At 40.1% G+C, this 18,519-nt stretch carries 16 protein-coding genes and 3 pseudogenes; 3 read left to right on the top strand and 16 right to left on the bottom strand.

What is annotated here, in order from left to right:
• Window positions 1-10: 10 nt before the first annotated feature.
• The 8 genes from AC3WR0_RS10720 to AC3WR0_RS10685 all read right to left on the bottom strand — a co-directional run bounded on the left by AC3WR0_RS10720 (window position 11) and on the right by AC3WR0_RS10685 (window position 6,463).
• Window positions 11-1,075 (bottom strand): hypothetical protein, encoded by a 1,065-nt coding sequence (locus tag AC3WR0_RS10720; RefSeq protein WP_492552308.1) that lies wholly within the window; start codon window positions 1,073-1,075, stop codon window positions 11-13.
• A 767-nt stretch (window positions 1,076-1,842) separates the two neighbouring features.
• Window positions 1,843-2,496 (bottom strand): c-type cytochrome, encoded by a 654-nt coding sequence (locus AC3WR0_RS10715; protein WP_492552307.1) that lies wholly within the window; start codon window positions 2,494-2,496, stop codon window positions 1,843-1,845.
• A gap of 10 nt (window positions 2,497-2,506) precedes the next feature.
• Entirely contained in the window at window positions 2,507-2,953 is a 447-nt protein-coding gene (locus AC3WR0_RS10710) for a PCYCGC motif-containing (lipo)protein (RefSeq protein WP_492552306.1), read from the bottom strand.
• Between the two features lie 159 nt (window positions 2,954-3,112).
• Window positions 3,113-3,610, bottom strand: coding sequence for a DUF6803 family protein (locus AC3WR0_RS10705; protein WP_492552305.1), 498 nt, complete (start codon window positions 3,608-3,610; stop codon window positions 3,113-3,115).
• 180 nt (window positions 3,611-3,790) lie between these two features.
• Window positions 3,791-4,348: an elongation factor P gene (gene efp / locus AC3WR0_RS10700; RefSeq protein WP_027320088.1), complete on the bottom strand. Its 558-nt coding sequence runs from the start codon at window positions 4,346-4,348 to the stop codon at window positions 3,791-3,793.
• A 24-nt stretch (window positions 4,349-4,372) separates the two neighbouring features.
• Window positions 4,373-5,434, bottom strand: coding sequence for a M24 family metallopeptidase (locus tag AC3WR0_RS10695; RefSeq protein WP_492552395.1), 1,062 nt, complete (start codon window positions 5,432-5,434; stop codon window positions 4,373-4,375).
• Between the two features lie 3 nt (window positions 5,435-5,437).
• Entirely contained in the window at window positions 5,438-5,884 is a 447-nt protein-coding gene (aroQ, locus tag AC3WR0_RS10690; protein WP_027320086.1) for a type II 3-dehydroquinate dehydratase, read from the bottom strand.
• A 78-nt stretch (window positions 5,885-5,962) separates the two neighbouring features.
• Window positions 5,963-6,463 (bottom strand): YqhR family membrane protein, encoded by a 501-nt coding sequence (locus AC3WR0_RS10685; protein WP_492552304.1) that lies wholly within the window; start codon window positions 6,461-6,463, stop codon window positions 5,963-5,965.
• A gap of 239 nt (window positions 6,464-6,702) precedes the next feature.
• Between AC3WR0_RS10685 and AC3WR0_RS10680 the strand changes: the two genes are divergently transcribed.
• Both AC3WR0_RS10680 and AC3WR0_RS10675 read left to right on the top strand, forming a co-directional pair.
• A complete protein-coding gene (locus AC3WR0_RS10680; protein ID WP_492552303.1) occupies window positions 6,703-7,647 on the top strand; it encodes a DUF1385 domain-containing protein in 945 nt (314 codons plus the stop codon).
• A 56-nt stretch (window positions 7,648-7,703) separates the two neighbouring features.
• The gene (locus AC3WR0_RS10675) at window positions 7,704-8,087 is read left to right on the top strand and encodes an SA1362 family protein (protein ID WP_492552302.1); all 384 of its coding nucleotides are present in this window, start codon (window positions 7,704-7,706) and stop codon (window positions 8,085-8,087) included.
• 22 nt (window positions 8,088-8,109) lie between these two features.
• Here the strand turns inward: AC3WR0_RS10675 and AC3WR0_RS10670 are convergent, their stop codons facing one another.
• From AC3WR0_RS10670 to AC3WR0_RS10645, 6 genes and pseudogenes are all read right to left on the bottom strand, one after another.
• A complete protein-coding gene (locus AC3WR0_RS10670) occupies window positions 8,110-8,994 on the bottom strand; it encodes a patatin-like phospholipase family protein (RefSeq protein WP_492552301.1) in 885 nt (294 codons plus the stop codon).
• Between the two features lie 87 nt (window positions 8,995-9,081).
• Window positions 9,082-10,107: a spore photoproduct lyase gene (gene splB, locus AC3WR0_RS10665; RefSeq protein ID WP_492552300.1), complete on the bottom strand. Its 1,026-nt coding sequence runs from the start codon at window positions 10,105-10,107 to the stop codon at window positions 9,082-9,084.
• A gap of 135 nt (window positions 10,108-10,242) precedes the next feature.
• Window positions 10,243-10,845, bottom strand: a pseudogene (locus AC3WR0_RS10660) (ribonucleotide reductase barrel domain-containing protein); the annotation flags it as partial.
• 289 nt (window positions 10,846-11,134) lie between these two features.
• Window positions 11,135-12,271, bottom strand: a pseudogene (locus AC3WR0_RS10655) (ribonucleotide reductase barrel domain-containing protein); the annotation flags it as partial.
• 431 nt (window positions 12,272-12,702) lie between these two features.
• Window positions 12,703-13,521, bottom strand: a pseudogene (locus AC3WR0_RS10650) (ribonucleotide reductase barrel domain-containing protein); the annotation flags it as partial.
• 399 nt (window positions 13,522-13,920) lie between these two features.
• Complete coding sequence (locus tag AC3WR0_RS10645) at window positions 13,921-14,757, bottom strand: lipoate--protein ligase family protein (protein WP_492552299.1); 837 nt, start codon at window positions 14,755-14,757, stop codon at window positions 13,921-13,923.
• 194 nt (window positions 14,758-14,951) lie between these two features.
• On the opposite strand from AC3WR0_RS10645, the gene AC3WR0_RS10640 reads away from it, so the two are divergent.
• The gene (locus AC3WR0_RS10640; protein WP_492552298.1) at window positions 14,952-15,335 is read left to right on the top strand and encodes a rhodanese-like domain-containing protein; all 384 of its coding nucleotides are present in this window, start codon (window positions 14,952-14,954) and stop codon (window positions 15,333-15,335) included.
• 367 nt (window positions 15,336-15,702) lie between these two features.
• Here the strand turns inward: AC3WR0_RS10640 and gcvPB are convergent, their stop codons facing one another.
• Both gcvPB and gcvPA read right to left on the bottom strand, forming a co-directional pair.
• Window positions 15,703-17,163 (bottom strand): aminomethyl-transferring glycine dehydrogenase subunit GcvPB, encoded by a 1,461-nt coding sequence (gene gcvPB / locus AC3WR0_RS10635; RefSeq protein ID WP_492552297.1) that lies wholly within the window; start codon window positions 17,161-17,163, stop codon window positions 15,703-15,705.
• Window positions 17,156-18,502, bottom strand: coding sequence for an aminomethyl-transferring glycine dehydrogenase subunit GcvPA (gcvPA, locus tag AC3WR0_RS10630; RefSeq protein WP_492552296.1), 1,347 nt, complete (start codon window positions 18,500-18,502; stop codon window positions 17,156-17,158). The genes gcvPB and gcvPA overlap by 8 nt, the downstream gene beginning before the upstream one ends.
• Between the last annotated feature and the right edge of the window lie 17 nt (window positions 18,503-18,519).

Here is an 18,519-nt window from a genome sequence, read left to right as displayed (position 1 = left end):
CTCCGCTCCTCTAAATTAATTTTTTCATTTCCTCTTCGTACGTTTCCTGATCAATCTTTCCATTCAGTAATTTCTTGCGAAGTTCTTTCTTTTCATTTTCGTTAGCTAACTTGCTTGGTTTCTTGGGTGCAGTTGATTTTGGTTTCTTTTTGGAAGCTGTCAGATTCCTGGCATTCACTCTGTTTCTTCCGGTTAATCCAAAATAAACAAAAGCGGCAGCAATGATAAGGGAAATTCCTATGATAACTGCACCTGCATTGCTGATAAAAGGCTGTTTCTCCTTGCTATTTTCGCTGCTTTTGGAGCTGTTGAGAATCTGATCGGTAGCTGTTCCTCCCCCTTTAACACCGCTATGAGTGGTATCACTTGGGGGCTGTTTTTTATCAATAGCAGCCAATGTGGATTCATTATCTTTCTTTTTATAGGAAACCTTGTAGTTAAGACTGTCTCCTTTTTTTACCTTCTTGTATGAATAATAATAAATTGGTTCACCATATTCGCTTTTTGATGAATTTTGAGGCTTTGGGGTCAGCTGGATTTCTTTTGCATTAATAGGTGCATAAAAAATAACATCCATTAGGTCAGCATCAGCTGGGTTTTTAAAACTATAAGAAAAACTTTTTGTATCTTTTACGTTTATAGGATTTGAATAATATTCAACTACAAATCTGTAACTCTCATTATTTTTTATTGGTTTTTGGGGTTTCCAGCTAACCATTCCTTTTTCTTTATCTACGTCATACGGCCGCTGGACTTCAGGTTTATCTTCAGATGGGAATTCCGCAACCAGGTATATCTGAAAGCCTTTTTCTTTTGCAGGTACAGGTATTTCTATTTTTCCATCAAAGTCTGTTCCGCTCTTGTTAACGATTGTCCCGTACTGTCCCACGAGCAGGGACGGCTGTTCCTTTGGCCAATTGTCCGGATAATCAAACTCCGGCATAACTTGGATTTGCAATTCTTTGTAAGGAAATTGCTCTGGCTGGAACACTCCTTCTGCTTTGGCATTTTTGATGGTAAAACCGGATAAAAATACTGCAACAGTTACTATTGCAACTAAAAACCTCTTTAGCATATAAATCCTCCTTGACCTAGAAAACTTCTCACTAACTGGTTAATTTCCAACATAGTAATCTTTGAAATAAATATAATCGTTGCCGGCCCTTAAAAGATGAAGCACTCTTGAACATTTTGTTAAAGGGCAAGATTCGTTACCTTTTTGACAAGAAAAAACCACACAAAGTTCACATTTACATTTAAGGACGTTTTTACCAGTCGGAATTTAATACTTTGCCTTGTTCAATGACTAACAATCTCTCTAATGAATACTATAAGCCTTTTCCAATTTAGCCCGATGAGTTGAAATTGAAAATTTTGTTAACTTATGAGTGGTTGGCCTTTTTAATAAATGAGATACAATTTCCTCATCAATTTTCTGTCATAGGAATTTTGGCTTATGCCATAGTAAGGGGGCAATCCGGAGTACCGGTTTAAGAAAAGCGCAAGCGCCCGTTCAGCGAAGCAACTACCTGAGTAAACTTCCTGTAACTGCTTCTCTGAATAGACGACATGCAGCTTTGCGACGAGCTGAACATAAGCTTCTTTGAAAAAGCAGTGGCGCAGGAGCACTGGAGTTCGATGTTGACTTATCGTAGGGAGAAGCGGGATGGACACTAGCTGCACCAAGTATCACCTAAAGGTCATACTTGAAGCAAGATACTCAAGGAAGCTTTACAGAGATGAAAACTTGCAGGGCGTTGGAGCTAGACAAATTAAAAGGTAAAACTTTATGCTTTCTTAACAATCAAAAAAAACCCTTCACAACATGTGAAGGGTTACTCCTTATTTTATCTGAAGAGATCTAATATAGGTGACAACATCAGAAATGTCCTTTTCTTTTAACTGTCTGACACCCTCCTCACCTTTAAGAGAGGGGCCCATTCTGGTTTCTTCTCTTCCATAGGCAGTGCTAATCCAAATTTGTCTGTCAGTCGTGTATTTAAGATATTGCGGATTCGAGAGAACTGTCCCCATTTTGTCTCTCCCTGCACCATTTTCACCATGGCAGCTCATGCAATATAGACCATAAACCCTCTTTCCATTTTCGGCATCACCAGAAATGGATGCAGGTACCTTTAATTTTAATTCATCTTTCTGCCAATCTCTCATATAGGCAACCAGGTTTTTCAAATCCTTCTCAGATACACTTTGCTGATAGGCAGGCATAGCTGTTCCTTCCCTGCCGAACTTCACGTAATTATACAAGTCCTTATTGGAGACCGAGCTCAGGAAATGCTGGTTATTGATGGCAGTACCTGTTTTAGCACCCTCCCCCTTCCCTGTATCTCCATGACATACAAAGCATTGCTGTTTATATATTTGCTCACCTGCGCTTATCGCCTTGTCGTTTTTGTTATCTTTTAAACTATTATTATTAATGATAAAAACAATCCCTACTATTATCAGAATATATATGCCGATTAGTAGTTTTTTCATGGGAATCCCCTTACTTTGGATCCGGCGTTGGAGTTGGTTCACCAAAGTCCTTATATTTTTCTTTTATTAAATGGTTAATTTCCTTTAGGCTTTTACCGTCTTGTTTCATTTTTACCGCCTCCCGGGCGATATCGATACAAACGTCTCACGATATACTCATAGAGTCCCATTCTTCTACTGCGTTTCCTGGACCCAGCTTATCTACATAACAATCTAAATTACTTTCATGCCCCTGCTCCTTATAACAACCGCAATAGCAAGGCACTGAAGCAAGAACTTGTGGATATTTGGAAGCCATTATATAGGTTTCCTGTACTTTTTCAGTGGAGTTAAGAACATAATCTGGCAATGGCTTATGCTTTTTATCAAGCACTAACTTTTCCTTATTTGAGCTGCATCCCGACGCAACCCCTGCTAAAAGCAGAGCGGAAAGCAGCACAGAAGTGATTCTTTTCATTTCTGTCACCCCTTTCAATCCTTTACTCTTTCAATTTCTCATTTATTTTAGCAAAAAAAAGCAAGGTAAATATTGTATAAATCTTACTATTTAGTGAATGAAATTTAATTACTCGCTTCCATTTAATTAAAGCCGGAAAAAATATTTCCCGGCCAATTCTTACATTTTCATATTCATCATGTCATTCCCGCTATGGGAACCCAGACTTGGATCAACCATACCGAAAATCATCGCAACATGAGCTACTACAAGAAAGAGCCCAACAAAGAAGACGTGCATTTTAAGTTTTTGTTCTTCTGTTTTGTTTTTTCCGATGAGTCCCATGTCAAGTAGTGCCATGCCAAGCAAAGGAACGATACCGAGCAAATAAAAGGTCACAGCAACAACGTCAATCCAGCCTTTCCATTCTCCGTTTACAGTTAGTGGAATAAAAGCGGTTTTCATTAGGTAAATAAAGATACCAGTAAAATAAAGGCCAACAAAGATACTGCACATTCTATTTAGCTTTCTCATCCAGCCGTTCATATCTCTTGTGAAAAGAATTGCAAGTTCTGTAATAGCAATTGTTTCTGCCATGATCACTGGTACTGCCATAAAAATAATTAAATTCCACGGTTGGTTGTCAGCCAGCAATCCCATATAGTGGGTCATATTCATTGCGATCGACTCCTTTATTTTGATACCTTAAGAATAAAAAAAATGTGTGCAGAAACTTTGCAGAAAGTATGTAAATATTGTTAAACCCTTCACAAGAAGAAAGGCAGACCCGCCTGTTAAACAAAAAAAGCCCCTATTGCGCAGTGAGCACAATAGGGGCTTTTAAAAAATAAATATTAATTACGCACGAGATACATAGCTGCTATCTGTTGTATTGATAATGAGACGGTCGCCTTGATTGATGAAGAAAGGAACCTGAACAGAAAGACCTGTTTCCAAAATAGCAGGCTTTGTTCCACCGGAAGCTGTATCACCTTTGATACCTGGTTCAGTTTCTGTTACTTCAAGTTCAACAGTATTAGGAAGTTCCACTCCCAGATTTTCTCCTTGGAACAACATGATCGATACTTCCATGTTTTCTTTCAGGAATTTCAGTTCATGCTCAAGAGCCGTTGATGGGATTTCAATTTGCTCGTAAGATTCATTGTCCATGAATACATGCTGGTCACCACTAGCATATAGGTATTGCATTCTGCGGTTATCGATTTGCGCTTTTGCTACTTTTTCACCGGCACGGAAAGTCTTTTCCTGAATAGCACCTGTACGAAGGTTACGAAGCTTCGAGCGAACAAAAGCAGCTCCTTTTCCTGGCTTTACGTGTTGAAAATCGATAACTCGCCAGATTCCATTATCTACTTCAATTGTTAATCCTGTACGAAAGTCATTAACAGAAATCATGTTAAAAATCCTCCTAGTAATTCATTACAAAATGATGAGTTCTTTAGTTGAGTGAGTCAGTGCGTCATTGCTATCCAAAGTAATCAGAGTATCATCTTCAATACGCACCCCGCCAAGTCCAGGAACATAAATTCCCGGCTCAACTGTAACAACCATTCCAGGTTCAAGGACTATGTCTGATTTAAACGAAAGGGCAGGCCCTTCATGGACTTCCAAACCGATGCCATGTCCAGTAGAATGTCCGAAGTATTCCCCATAACCTTTTTCAGTAATCAGATTTCTGGTTAATGCGTCAGCTTCTTTACCGGTCATTCCTGGTTTGATTCCCGCCATTCCACGAAGCTGGGCTTCAAGGACAATGTCGTAAATTTCCTTCAGTTTTGCATCAGGCTGGCCAACTGCAACAGTTCTGGTGATATCAGATACATACCCCTTATAATAGGCTCCGTAATCCAATGTCACAAAATCTCCTGTTTCAATCACTTTATCACTGGCGACACCGTGAGGCAGAGCAGAACGGTATCCAGATGCAACAATGATATCAAAAGAAGAGGATGTGGCACCCGCTTTTCTCATAAAAAACTCTAATTCATTCGAAACTTCAAGTTCCGTTTTTCCTGGACGAATAAAGTCAAGGATATATTTAAATGCAGCATCAGCAATGTCAGCTGCTTCCTTTAATATCTTAATCTCTGGTTCCGTCTTAATCAAGCGTAACTTTTCAATAACGCCTGAAACAGCAACAAGCTCAGCTTCAACAGCATTTTCAAACATCTTAAATGAAGAAAATGTCAGATGGTCTTCTTCAAAGCCAAGTTTAGTAATACCTAGTTTTTTTGCCTGTACTCCTACCTCTTCAGGAATAGTTCCTGTGTGTTTTACAATCTCATAGCCTTCGCACTGCTTGGAGGCCTGTTCTATGTATCGGAAGTCTGTAATGAACTGTGCTCCTTCTCCACTTATCAAAACCACACCTGCAGAACCTGTAAAGCCTGTCATAAAGCGTCTGTTATAGGCACTGGTGATTAGTAATCCGTCAATACCCCGTTTCGAGAATTCAGAACGTAATTTTTCTAATTTCATGATTGATTATCCCCTCTCCTTTTCCTTGTCCAGCAAGGCTAACAGTGCCAATTCATATCCCTTGAAGCCCAAGCCAACTATTTGTCCCATAGCTACAGGTGCTATAACCGAAACATGGCGGAATGACTCGCGTTTGTGGACATTTGTCATATGTACTTCAATAACTGGGACATCAATTCCTGCAATCGCATCCCTGAGAGCATAGCTGTAGTGTGTATAAGCCCCTGGGTTAAAAATAATGCCCTGAATCCCCGACTCCCAGGCATCCTGAATTTTATCGATTAGTTTTCCTTCAGAATTAGACTGAAAACTAATAATTTCAATTCCATTCTCCATTCCCAGCTGAGTAATTCTTTTTTCAAGCTCAGCAAGTGTTCCTGTTCCATAAATTCCTGGCTCTCTCTTGCCAAGCATGTTTAAATTAGGGCCATTCAGCAGCATAATTTTTTTCATTTAAGACTCTCCATTGCAGCTATGTTTTTTAAACATTTTCCAATGTTTATTCTATCACAGAATCAGGAAAGTACACTATTATTGACTATGTTCATTTGTGTGTCTCTGAACCGTTCCTTTTCGATTTTGCTGCTCATATGAGATCGAATATCCAATGAAAACTCCGTATACTACATAAAGACAGCCTGATGTAATCATTGTATTCCTGTCTATTTCCTGGAAAGGCTTTATTCCCGGAAAAATAGGATTCAGAACTAGAAAAACAAGAGAAAAAAGAACTAGTCCATAAATGATCCCAATCCATCTGTTACTAATATTTTTTAAAACAGCGTAGTAAATCAAGGCTGCTACGATAGAAAAGACTCCCATAAGAATAATGGAAATAACAGTTCCAAGCCAGCCTGTTTTCCAATCCCCAATTGCCCATGGTTCAAGAATGACATTAGAACGAATTTCGGTAAAATTTAAAAAATATGCCAGGCAGCCGATTGAACTCCAAAAAATCCCGGCAAACAAACCCGTATATACCACATACGCAATCATTGCCATTTGTCTGTCCTTTACTTTTTCTTCATCCATTTGCTTTACCTCCTCGACCAATATTTTTCCTTCTTTGAGGAATTTTCCTTTTAGTATGCCCCTAAATACTGCCTCCCTTGCATGGGCTTTACAATATTAGAAGGATTATTGGAAAGTTAATGAAGATATTATATGCCATATAGAGGTTTTTTCTTTTTTTTAGTAGAATAAAATAAAGTACATACAGTTTTTCGATATAAGCTGATTGTGCAACTTTGAAATAGGCTGGTGTAACAGATATGTCAAATAATCAAAAACCTGTTTATGGAGGCCAGGCAGTAGTTGAGGGTGTTATGTTTGGCGGCAAACATCATTATGTAACTGCAATTAGAAGAAAAGACCGCTCGGTTGATTACTTCCGAATGCCCCGCAAATCCATACAGGCATTTACTTTATTAAAAAAAATTCCTTTTTTGCGAGGGATTGCTGCGATAATTGAAGCAAGTGCAAACGGTTCAAAACATTTAAACTTTTCTACAGAACGATTTGATCTTGATCCGAAAGATGATCATACAATAAAGGAAAAGGAAGTTTCAAAGCTGTCTATGTATCTTGGTGTAGCGGCTATAGGGGTTATTTCATTCCTTTTCGGAAAATTTATTTTCACTTTAGTTCCTGTTTTTTTGGCGCTAGCAACTAAGCCAATCTTCCCGTCCGATTTTGCCCAAGTATTAGTCGAAGGTTTCTTTAAATTAATTTTGCTGCTATCGTATATTTACTTTGTCTCACTTACACCAATTGTAAAGAGAGTTTTTCAATATCATGGTGCTGAGCATAAAGTAATTAATACTTTTGAGGATGGAAAAGAACTAACCATTGAAAATGTTCAGGCTCATTCCCGCCTCCATTATCGCTGTGGAAGCAGTTTTATTCTGTTTACCGTCATTGTAGGGGTATTTGTTTATTTGCTTGTCCCGACTTCCCCTCTATGGTTAAGGGTCGTGGACAGACTTGCATTAATTCCTGTAGTCCTTGGAATTTCATTTGAGGTATTACAATTTACAAATAAACTGCGGGAGGTTCCTGTCCTTAAATATTTAGGGCTTCCTGGTCTATGGCTTCAGCTGCTAACTACGAAAGAACCAGCAGATGATCAGGTTGAAGTAGCCATTCTGTCTTTTAAAGAGCTATTGAGAATGGAAAAAGAAACAAATGACCAAATGAAAACGGAAGAAATTGTATAAATCTTTTTATCCAGTGTTTAAAAGATAAAAAAAATGATTAAGATGCTCTTAGGGAGGTGGCTTTCTTGAAAAATCGGGTTCCCTTAATTCTTATTGTTTTAGTTTTCATTCTTGCTGCTGTTGGTACAGCAGGAATGGCTATTTCTAATCCTGCCGGTTTTCTCCAAAGAATAGCTGTCATTGCATTGATCGGTATGGCGATATACTTACTTTACAGGCGTTTTCACAAAGCAAGCCCCCAGAAAAAAGAGCAGCGTGCTTTTCTTAAAGCCGCAAAAAGATCTAAAAAAAGGCTTCAGCAAAAAAGCGGGGAGCATCACGGCAATCCCACTTCTATTTTGTCTGCAGGCAAGAAAAAGATGAAGAAAAAAACTACCCCATCCCATCTAACAGTAATAGAGGGAAAAAAAGCCAAAAAGAAAAATCGGGCATCCTTTTAGGAGGGCCCGATTTTTTTTACTTTTAATATCCCCAAGTTCTAAAGAATTGTTTAGCGTACTTCTTTCCTTCTTCGAATAAGGCATGCTTCTTTTCATCAGTTAAAATAAATTCAGTCGATACTACTCCCTCTGTAGGAATAAAAATAATATTTTTTGCATGCTTTCTTGAAATATAACGAGTATCGTGTGCATCCTTCATTGTTTCAAACAAAGCAGCAAACATTTGGATAGCATTATTGATTTTATGGGGTTTATGTTCCGTTTCACTGTAACTCAGCTTTATTCCAAGAACTGGCCTTGTCATTTTAACGTTCTCTTGGTCAAAGAGCCACATTGGGAAATTACTTAATACTCCGCCATCGACCAGAATATTAGCTTTTCCTGCTACTCTCAATTTGGCTGGCTCAAAAAAATAAGGAATACTACAGCTCATCCGTATTGCTTTGGCAACTGGAAAAGATCCTGGAAGAATACCATATTTATCGAGGTCATCCGGCAGGACTACCAGCCTGCCGTTTGTAAGGTCCGAGGCAATTACTCTTAGGCTTTGTGGCGGCAGATCAGAAAAAGTACGAATTCCTTTCGCAGCCAGTTTTTGTGCTATCCATTTTTCAAGTTCTTTTCCCCTATAAAGCCCTAATCTCCAATATACAAGCAGCCAACTGGCAAAGGGAAAAGGTAACAGCGTTTTTCTTGTATCGAGAAATTTCGTCAGATCCATTTCATCGAGTTGCTGAAAAATCTCATTACTTGTATAACCAGCTGCAACAAGCGCGGCCACAATAGATCCGGCACTTGTTCCTGCCACTCTTGTAAAACGGAATCCTTTTTGTTCAATTTCATTAAGGGCACCAATAATCGCCAGTCCCCTTACACCCCCGCCAGAGAAAACGCCGTCTATATCCATTCAGGCCACTCCCCTCAGATGCAGTCCTTTTTACATCTTTAAGCGGGCTTTGAATAAAATAGTACGGCGTACATGCTAAAAATATTTTTAGGTGAAATACTGAACCTTTGCGTTTGGAAAATAAGTGGAAATATAGCCGCGAATTGTGCTTTCCAAGTCCTGAGCCTGTTCTGTGGGATAAACATATTTTCCTATTCCATATCGTCCCCATTTATATTTTCTTTTTTCTTCATCCATCTCCAGTTTTGTTTTAGGGTATCGTTTCGCAATTACCTTTTTAGCAGGCTTAGTAAAGCGATGCTGTATTAATTCGAATGATAAATCTGGCAAATCCATTCCTTCAAGGGAATGCTGAAGTCTTTGGAATAGCTCTTCATAGCCTTCCTTCCAGCCTTCATGCATATAGATTGGCGCTACAATAAAGCCTAGTGGATAACCAGCATTTGCTACTTTTCGGGCTGCCTCCAGTCTCTCGTCAAAGCTAGAGGTTCCTGGTTCAAAATTTTTAATTACAAAGCGGGAATTCACGCTAAAGCGAAATCGGGTTTTCCCATTATGTTTGGCATCAAGCAAATGATCCACATGATGATATTTCGTTACAAAACGAAGTCTTCCATACTCAGTATTACCGATAAATTCAATTGTTTTTTTGAGCGAATGTGTTAAATGATCGAGACCAACAATATCTGATGTACAGGCAGCCTCAAATCGGGTAATTTCAGGTTTTCTTTCATCGATATATTTTTGAGCCTGTTCAAAGATATCATCAAGATTTACATAGGTTCGAATATACGGCTTACTTCCAAGCGTAGTCTGCAGGTAGCAGTAATGGCAGTGGCCCATACAGCCGGTTGCGAGCGGTATCGCATACTCTGCGGAAGGCTTGGATGTATCAAACTTAAGTGTCCTCCGCACTCCTACCACCAGTGTGGACTTTGCATTTCGGTATTGCTGGAGTTCATTATCGCCTGGTATTCCCCTGACCTGATTATGAGAGGTTGTTTCCTTTATCTCAAGCCCCATTTTTTCAAACTTATCCTTGAGCTCCCTGCCCAATGGATATTCCAGGGCATTTGGCTCAATATAAACAAGCTGTGGAACAAACGGTTTCATTTTATTTCCCCATTTCTTTAAGTCCTTTTTGTTAGTATGAACACTATCGATGGGGGAAATAAAAAAGAAATATTTCCAACAGCATTTATGAAAAGGAAAAAGGATGGAAGACACCTTCCATCCTGAGAATTACTATTATAATCCGCACTTTAATTGTGCATTACAGTTTGTACATGTATTACAGCCGCCGATATCTTTAACAGTCCCCTTACGGCAAACTGGGCAAGTATCGCCTACTTCAGAACCTATTGTAACTTTAGTTGATCTTAGTTCAGCAATTGTATCTACTAATACGACATGCTGTTTAGCTTTTTCTTTTACAGGCGTTGTTTCCTGATTAGAATTTTCTTCGGCTTTAAGCGTCAATACCTGGGAGTCACGAGATCCATCTACATAAACGGTACCGCCTTTTGCACCGCCTTTGTAAAGACGCTCATAAACCTTCTCAACCTGTTCAACACTGTAACCTTTTGGTGCGTTAACAGTTTTACTGATTGAGCTGTCAATCCAGCGCTGGATGACACACTGTACATCAGCGTGGGCCTCAGGTGCAAGTTCCATCGCACTAATGAACCAGCTTGGCAAGTTGTCTTTATCTGCTTCAAGGTGCTTTTCCAAATACTCCTGAACGATATCAGCATTTACTTCAATAAACTTACCCAATCTTCCGCTGCGGAAGTATGAGAAGGAGAAGTATGGTTCAAGTCCCGTAGATACGCCAACCATTGTTCCGGTGCTCACTTTTGTTACTCTCTATAATTCATAGAGGGCAGGATTATCATTACCTGCTCCATATGTCGCCATATGGGTCAGACTATATCATCAACCCTAAGATGGTTGCTCGGCATGTAGTCGTTGAGGGGTCAGCCACGACTTCCCTGCGGATTGTCTGGTAGGTAAAACCAACACTTTTGCATTTTTACCGTTATTAGGATGGCAAATCCAAGGTAGCAAAAGATACGCCAGAGTTTCCCGCATATAGCCAAGTTTACGCTACATTCTTACGAATATAGGGGGCAAGCAGTTTACCCGTCGGAGCCACAGTTAGCAAATGTGAATTTCTAATTCCGTTTTCAAGAATTGATTCACGGATGTCCTCAGGCATTTTCTTCATAAATCCTGTATTTGAAAATGCCTTACGAAGAAGGTTTGTTTCTTCTTCTGTTTCACCAGTAAGGAATGGGAAGCTTCCTTTTTCCTTTGCAAGTTCAACTGAAGCTCTATAAGCAGTTGTTGCAATCGTTTCAAATACTTTATCAATAAGTACATTTCCTTTTTCGGAACCATACACAGTTTCACAATAAATCAGCAAGTCATGAAGGCCCATTACACCAAGCCCAACACGGCGTTCCCCAAGAGCCTGCTTTTTATTTTGCTCAAGGAAGTATGGTGTTGCGTTGATTACGTTATCCTGCATACGTACTCCAACTTCAACTGTGCGCTTTAATTTTTCAAAGTTAACTGTTTTGTTTTCCTTATCTGCCATTTCTGCCAAGTTTACGGCAGCGAGGTTACACACTGAAAATGGTGCAAGCGGCTGCTCACCACATGGGTTTGTAGCAACAACTTTTTGTCCATATGCCTGGGCATTGGTCATGTCGTTAGCGTTATCGATAAAGAAGATCCCTGGTTCTGCTGAGTAAGTTGCACAAATATTAATCAGGTTCCAAAGTTCTTTCGCCTTAATTTTTTTATAAGTGCGTACTTTATAGCCCAGGTTTTCCCATTCACGGACATCGCCAACTTCGTGCCACTGTTCATTATACTTTCGCATTGTTTCAGCATCATAGCTTTCAACATCAGGGAAGCGAAGTTCATATTCTCTATCATTTTCAACAGCTTGCATGAAATCTTTTGTCAGACATACGGAAATATTTGCTCCTGTTAAGAATTCAGAATTATGAACGGAGTAATTTCCACCTTCATCAAGCTTTTCCTCAGCATTTTTAATAATCTCAGCACTGAAACCACCGTAACCAGGGATGTTTTTATAGTTTACAATTCCTTGGTACATTGATTCTTCCTGCAGAGTTAGTGGTGTGAACTTCAGCTTGTCCTTCGCATGCTTTTTAATTGTTTCATCCTGCGTATTTTCAATAAGGAATCGCAGAATACGAGGGTTTTGCATTTTTGAAATGATAAATTCTACAATATCAGGATGCCACGTTCATACCGTTCCTTTCGGAATATTTCGCTGCAGAGCAGCCGGACTAGACTATATCATCACCCTCAGCTTAACCTGTTAGGGGCCGGGCGCTTATGAGAGTTTATTGTTGGGACTCACTCTCTAGTCGTTGAACCTTCGCCATCACCTTGGCCCGATGACGCTTGGCTGCAGATTGTCCAATGCATGGCAATTTTTATAGCCTTCACGCTCACCGTTTCCAGTCACGTTGTGGCTTGCCAGCCTCTAAGGATTTCCCTGCAATTCACCCGATTTTCTAGTCGTTCATTTTCTGAACGACGCGGACTAATGCATCTATAAAAAGTGCTTCTTTACCAAATGTTTTTTCATGGCATTTCTTACCATAAATAAACTTCAGTAAGATAGAATTAGAACGTACGTTCTTGTTTAGGGAGATGTCACATGTTTTAATCCGCCAACATTATCATTTGAGCTCCCCTGCGGGATCCGCCCTGCTCAACTAAGTGAGTCAGCTTTGCAATGTCATCCAGCCAGGATACGGAACCGGAAGATTTGCCATTTACTCCTTTCGCAAGGGTTGCTCGAGGTCTTAAGGTAGAACCATTTGTTCCTACTCCGCCTCCGCGGCTCATGATTTCCATTACCTGCTTGCGGTGATCAGAAATTCCTTCGCGTGAATCCTGAACATAAGGCATTACATAGCAGTTGAAGAAAGTAACTTCAGTTCCTGCTCCAGCTCCGTAAAGAACACGGCCGGCAGGAATAAAGTTCAGGCTGACAAGCTCCTGATAGAACTTTTCGAACCATTCTGTACGTTTTTCTTCTGTTGTCTCTACTGAGGCCAAGCCTGTTGCGTTGCGTTTCGCAATCTGCTCATAAAAAACTTCGAGCGGTTTTTCGATCACATCAAGAGAGGCGGTTATGATTCCAGTTTCGGCCTCTTCCGGATTACCCAATACACCTCTAAACTCCTCTTCTACCACAACTTTTGCTGTCTTCTTCTCCCAATCAATTTCTAAAATAAAGCCAAGTCCGCGAGCGGGAAACTTTGGATCCTCTTTGATGGTAAGAACAACAAAGTCACCGGCAGTGAGAGTAATTTTCTCAGTGTCCTTAAAGGTGTACCTGTCGAGCATGACTAAACGGGAAACTCCTTTATGGGTTAGTTTCATATCCGGAGTCACTGGGTGTACCTGTGAAAACAGACGGATATCCTCGTTCAGTCTTTCAAAATTAATATTCACTTTTCCTTTTAACGCAACAGACATGCTCACATCTCCTTCAAAATTCTTTCTCTCTGTTACTAGATAAATCCTTTATAATACTAGATCTAGTTGTTTTTGGAATACCCTTACGTTATCACATATAAACACATAAAATCAATATATAGTGTTTAATATATTTTTACAAATACTATATATTGTGTTTTGAACAATAAGACATAATTTTGTCAAACCTGAAAAATACCAGAATCAAGAGAAAAAGAAAGATAGTTAGGGTTTTCCCCTAAAATTCGGGTTTATTTAACAAATTTCGAAGGTTGCCGTTTTGCATTCCCTTGTCAAAAGTTGTTATATAGGCTTTCAGGTAAAAACAACGTCATTTTTTGTCGAAATTTCTCACCTTTTTTAAACAAAAAAAAGAAAAAAGCAGAAATGTTCCTGCTTTTACCTTTTAAAATTCCATTCATCATTTTCGTATCGCTCTTTGGCGATTTTATTAACATACTCGAGCTCTTCCTCTGAAAGTTCATAGGGAACCAGCTCAATATCCAGCCCTTCTGAAAATCCCTTGAAAAATGCTTCTTTTGCTTCCTCGAGAGAAATCCTTCTTGCACTTATTTCATTGATCGCCACTGCCTTGCTTTTGAATGCTCTCTGCATTCTTTCCTTAACTTTGTCACTAGGATATTTAAACAGGCTGAAAAGCTTGTCTTCTTCCAAATCTAACAAAATGGAACCATGCTGGAGGATAACCCCTTTTTGCCTAGTTTGAGCACTGCCAGCTACTTTTCTGCCCTCAACAACTAGTTCATACCAGCTAGGTGCATCAAAACAAACAGCCGAGCGAGGATTTTTTAATGAATCTCTCTCATCCTGAGTTTTAGGGACTGCAAAATATGCCTCCAGACCCAAGTGGTGAAATCCTTTCAAAATCCCCTCAGAAATAACCCGGTATGCTTCTGTAACGGTTTTAGGCATATCAGGATAATCCTCTGAAACAATAACACTATAAGTCAGTTCGTGTTCATGAAGAACTCCACGTCCTCCTGTCGGGCGTCGGACGAAGCCAAGTTTATGTTCCTTTACTGCTTCCATATTAATTTCTTTCTCTACTTTTTGAAAATAACCAATTGAAAGTGTAGCAGGGTCCCAGCCATAAAAGCGAATAGTTGGAGGTATTTTACTAACACTATGCCAATCGAGAAGCGCCTCGTCCAGCGCCATGTTGAAAGACGGAGAGCCATTCCCTGAATCGATAAAGCGCCAAACTTCTTTTTTCATATGTAACCCTCTTTTTGTATAAATTCAATGCGAGTTTTAGTCTATCAAATTCATGAAGAAAAACAAAGCAAGATGAATCTGGTATAATAGAGTAATAAAAAATAAAAATTTTCTCTATCGTCCTCTTTACCGCGAAAGATTGGACTTATATAATAATAAATGTTGCAGTACAGCCTGAAAGGAGCAATATACAGTTGAATACTCTTTATTTACTTTTAATTATTTTAGCTGCTTTTGGTGTTTATTCTCTTACGACCATGCTATTGCAAAAGAGAATTATCAAAACCCTGGGCGAAGAAGAATTCCGAGCAGGCTATAGAAAAGCCCAGCTTATTGATGTGCGCGAGCCAAACGAATTCGAAGCTGGCCATATATTAGGGGCAAGAAACATTCCTTTATCGCAGATGAAAATGCGTTCAAAAGAAATTCGTCCTGACCTTCCAGTATACCTATACTGCCAAAGTGGGATGCGCAGCGGCCGTGCCGGACAATTTTTATACAGAAGAGGATATAAAAACCTTTCACACCTTAAGGGTGGATTTAAGCAATGGACCGGAAAGGTAAAGGCAAAGAAATAAGATAAACTTTTGAAAGGCCGCGCAAAGCGGCCTTTTTATTTTGTATTATCTGCTAGATGGAGGCAACTATGAAGCTGCCTATTGTACCCCTTTTGCCTTTTGAACATTATTTAGGTGCACGATACCTGCACTATTGTTACCCCTTTTGCCTTTTGAAAATCATTTAGGTGCACGATACCAGCCCTATTGTTACCCCTTTGCCTCTTGAGTATTGGGGTCAATATGTTTGCCTTTTGGTTACCCCCTTTTCTCCTCTTTTTCATCCATATGGGGTCACATTTTTTTAAAAACCCTTTTCCTTAGTCCGGCAGGTGTTCTATTTCCTAACAAAAAACCCTGCACCTTTTTAAGGAGCAGGGAATTTATATTAGTTCTTTTGATATCTCAGAATTGGCTTACGGGCTGCAGTAGTTTCATCCAGTCGGCCTACAACTGTTGTGTGAGGCGCTTCCTGGACAATTTCAGGATTTTCTTCTGCTTCCTTAGCAATTTGAATCATTGTATCTACAAATGAATCCAATGTTTCCTTTGATTCAGTTTCAGTTGGTTCGATCATAATACACTCTTCCACGTTAAGCGGGAAGTAAATGGTTGGCGGATGATAGCCGAAGTCAAGCAGTCGCTTGGCAATATCCAGTGTACGAACCCCCAGCTTTTTCTGACGTCTTCCGCTTAATACGAATTCATGCTTACAATGTCTGTCAAACGGAAGGTCGTAGTATGGAGCAAGGCGTCTCATCATATAGTTTGCATTTAATACCGCATACTCAGTAACAGCCTTAAGCCCATCGGGACCCATTGAGCGGATATAAGTATAGGCACGGACATTGATTCCAAAATTGCCATAATACGGTTTAACGCGTCCAATAGATTGCGGACGATCGTAATCAAACACATATTCTTCTCCACGTTTTGTAATCACTGGTTTTGGCAGGAACGGAATCAAGTCAACTTTAACACCTACAGGGCCTGAACCGGGTCCTCCGCCGCCATGCGGGCCTGTAAAGGTTTTGTGAAGATTTAAATGGACCACGTCAAATCCCATATCTCCAGGGCGGGCTTTTGAAAGAACTGCGTTTAAATTGGCTCCATCATAATAAAGCTTTCCTCCAGCTCCGTGAACGATTTCAGCCATTTCCAGAATATTTTCTTCAAATAAGCCAAGGGTATTTGGATTAGTCAGCATTAATGCAGCGGTATCTTCTCCAACGACTCTTTTCAGGTCTTCCAGGTCTACCAGACCATGTTCATTAGATTTAACAGTAACAGTTTCAAGTCCCGCAACTGAAGCTGAAGCAGGGTTTGTTCCATGAGCGGAATCCGGAACGATTACCTTTGTTCTGTTAAAATCACCATTTGCCTCATGATAGGCACGGATAAGCATTAGCCCGGTCCACTCTCCGTGTGCACCAGCAGCCGGCTGCAATGTAACCTCGTCCATACCTGTAATTTCTATTAAGTGCTGCTGCAAATCATACAGCAGTTCCATTGCCCCCTGAACAGAACTTTCATCCTGAAGTGGGTGAATATGTGCAAACCCATTAAATCGGGCTACATTTTCATTAATTTTAGGATTATATTTCATTGTACAAGAGCCAAGAGGATAGAATCCTGAATCAAGGCCATGGTTCCTTTTTGAAAGAGCTGTATAATGGCGAATGATATCAAGCTCAGAAACTTCAGGAAGTTCAGGCTCTTCCTCACGAATATAGCCTTCCGGCAATAACTGGGACAGATCCACTTCCGGAACATCAAGATCCGGTAGGCTGAAGCCAACCCTGCCAGGTCTGCCTTGTTCAAAAATAAGCGGCTGGTCTTGATTATGCATGAATATCCCCCAATTCTTTGACTAGAGTATCAATCTCTTCTTTTGTTCTGACTTCAGTAACAGCAATCAGCATGTGATTGGCCATATCCGGATAATCTCGTCCAAGATCATATCCGCCTATAATTCCTTTTTTCAAAAGCTCCTGGTTCACTTCTTTAACTGGTTTATTTAATTTAACAACAAATTCATTAAAGGCAGATCCTTCACAAGCTAATTCAATGCCTTGTTCTTTAAAAGCTGTCTTAGCGTAGTGGGCTTTTTGGACATTTGATGCAGCCATGCTCCGTACTCCCTTTTTACCAAGAGCAGTCATTGCCACAGAAGCGGCAAGAGCATTAAGTGCCTGGTTTGAACAGATATTGGATGTCGCTTTATCGCGGCGGATATGCTGTTCACGTGCCTGAAGAGTTAAAACAAATCCACGGCGCCCCTGGTCATCCGTTGTTTGGCCGACAAGCCGACCTGGGACTTTTCGCATTAATTTATTTGTAACCGCAAAATATCCACAGTGCGGGCCTCCAAATTGAGTTGGAATACCGAATGGCTGTGCGTCGCCTACTACAATATCCGCACCGAACTTACCAGGAGGAGTTAGTACTCCAAGAGATAAAGGATTGCTGGAAACAACAAATAATGATTTATTGGCATGTACGATTTCTTCTATCTCTTTTAATGGCTCAATCCTGCCAAAAAAGTTAGGATACTGCACAATAACTGCTGCCACGCCGTCACCTGAAAGTTCTTTTAAAGCATCCAGATCCGTTACACCGTCTTTAATGGGTATCTCAACAATGTCGATTCTCTGTCCTTTGGCATAAGTTTTCACAACTTCCCTTGCCTCCGGATGGACGGCACCAGAAATCAGAACTTTTTGCCGCTTTGTATGGGCTGCGCTAAGCATTGCTGCCTCAGCAAGAGCAGTACCGCCGTCGTACATAGAGGAATTCGCTGTTTCCATTCCAGTAAGTTCACAAATCATTGTTTGAAATTCAAAGATGGCCTGCAGCTCACCCTGGGAAATCTCAGGCTGGTAAGGAGTATAGGCTGTATAGAATTCCGAACGGGAAATAACATGATCTACAATCACCGGAATATAGTGGTCATAAACCCCTGCACCAAGGAAAGATACATGGCTTCTCAAATCAGCATTTCTGCCAGCAAGCTGGGTCAGTTCTCTCATTAAAGCTGTTTCAGGTTTTGCTGGTTTAATATTGTATTCTCCTCTGAACCTTACACTTTCGGGAATATCACTGAAAAGTTCATCAATAGAGGATACACCGATTGTTTTCAGCATTAAATTTTTATCTTCTTCTGTCATCGGTAAGTAGCGATGTTTCATTATCTTATCTCCCCTCT

The organism is Neobacillus sp. FW104-15D2 (genome assembly GCF_058790155.1).
This window is presented reverse-complemented; position numbering and strand designations above follow the sequence as displayed.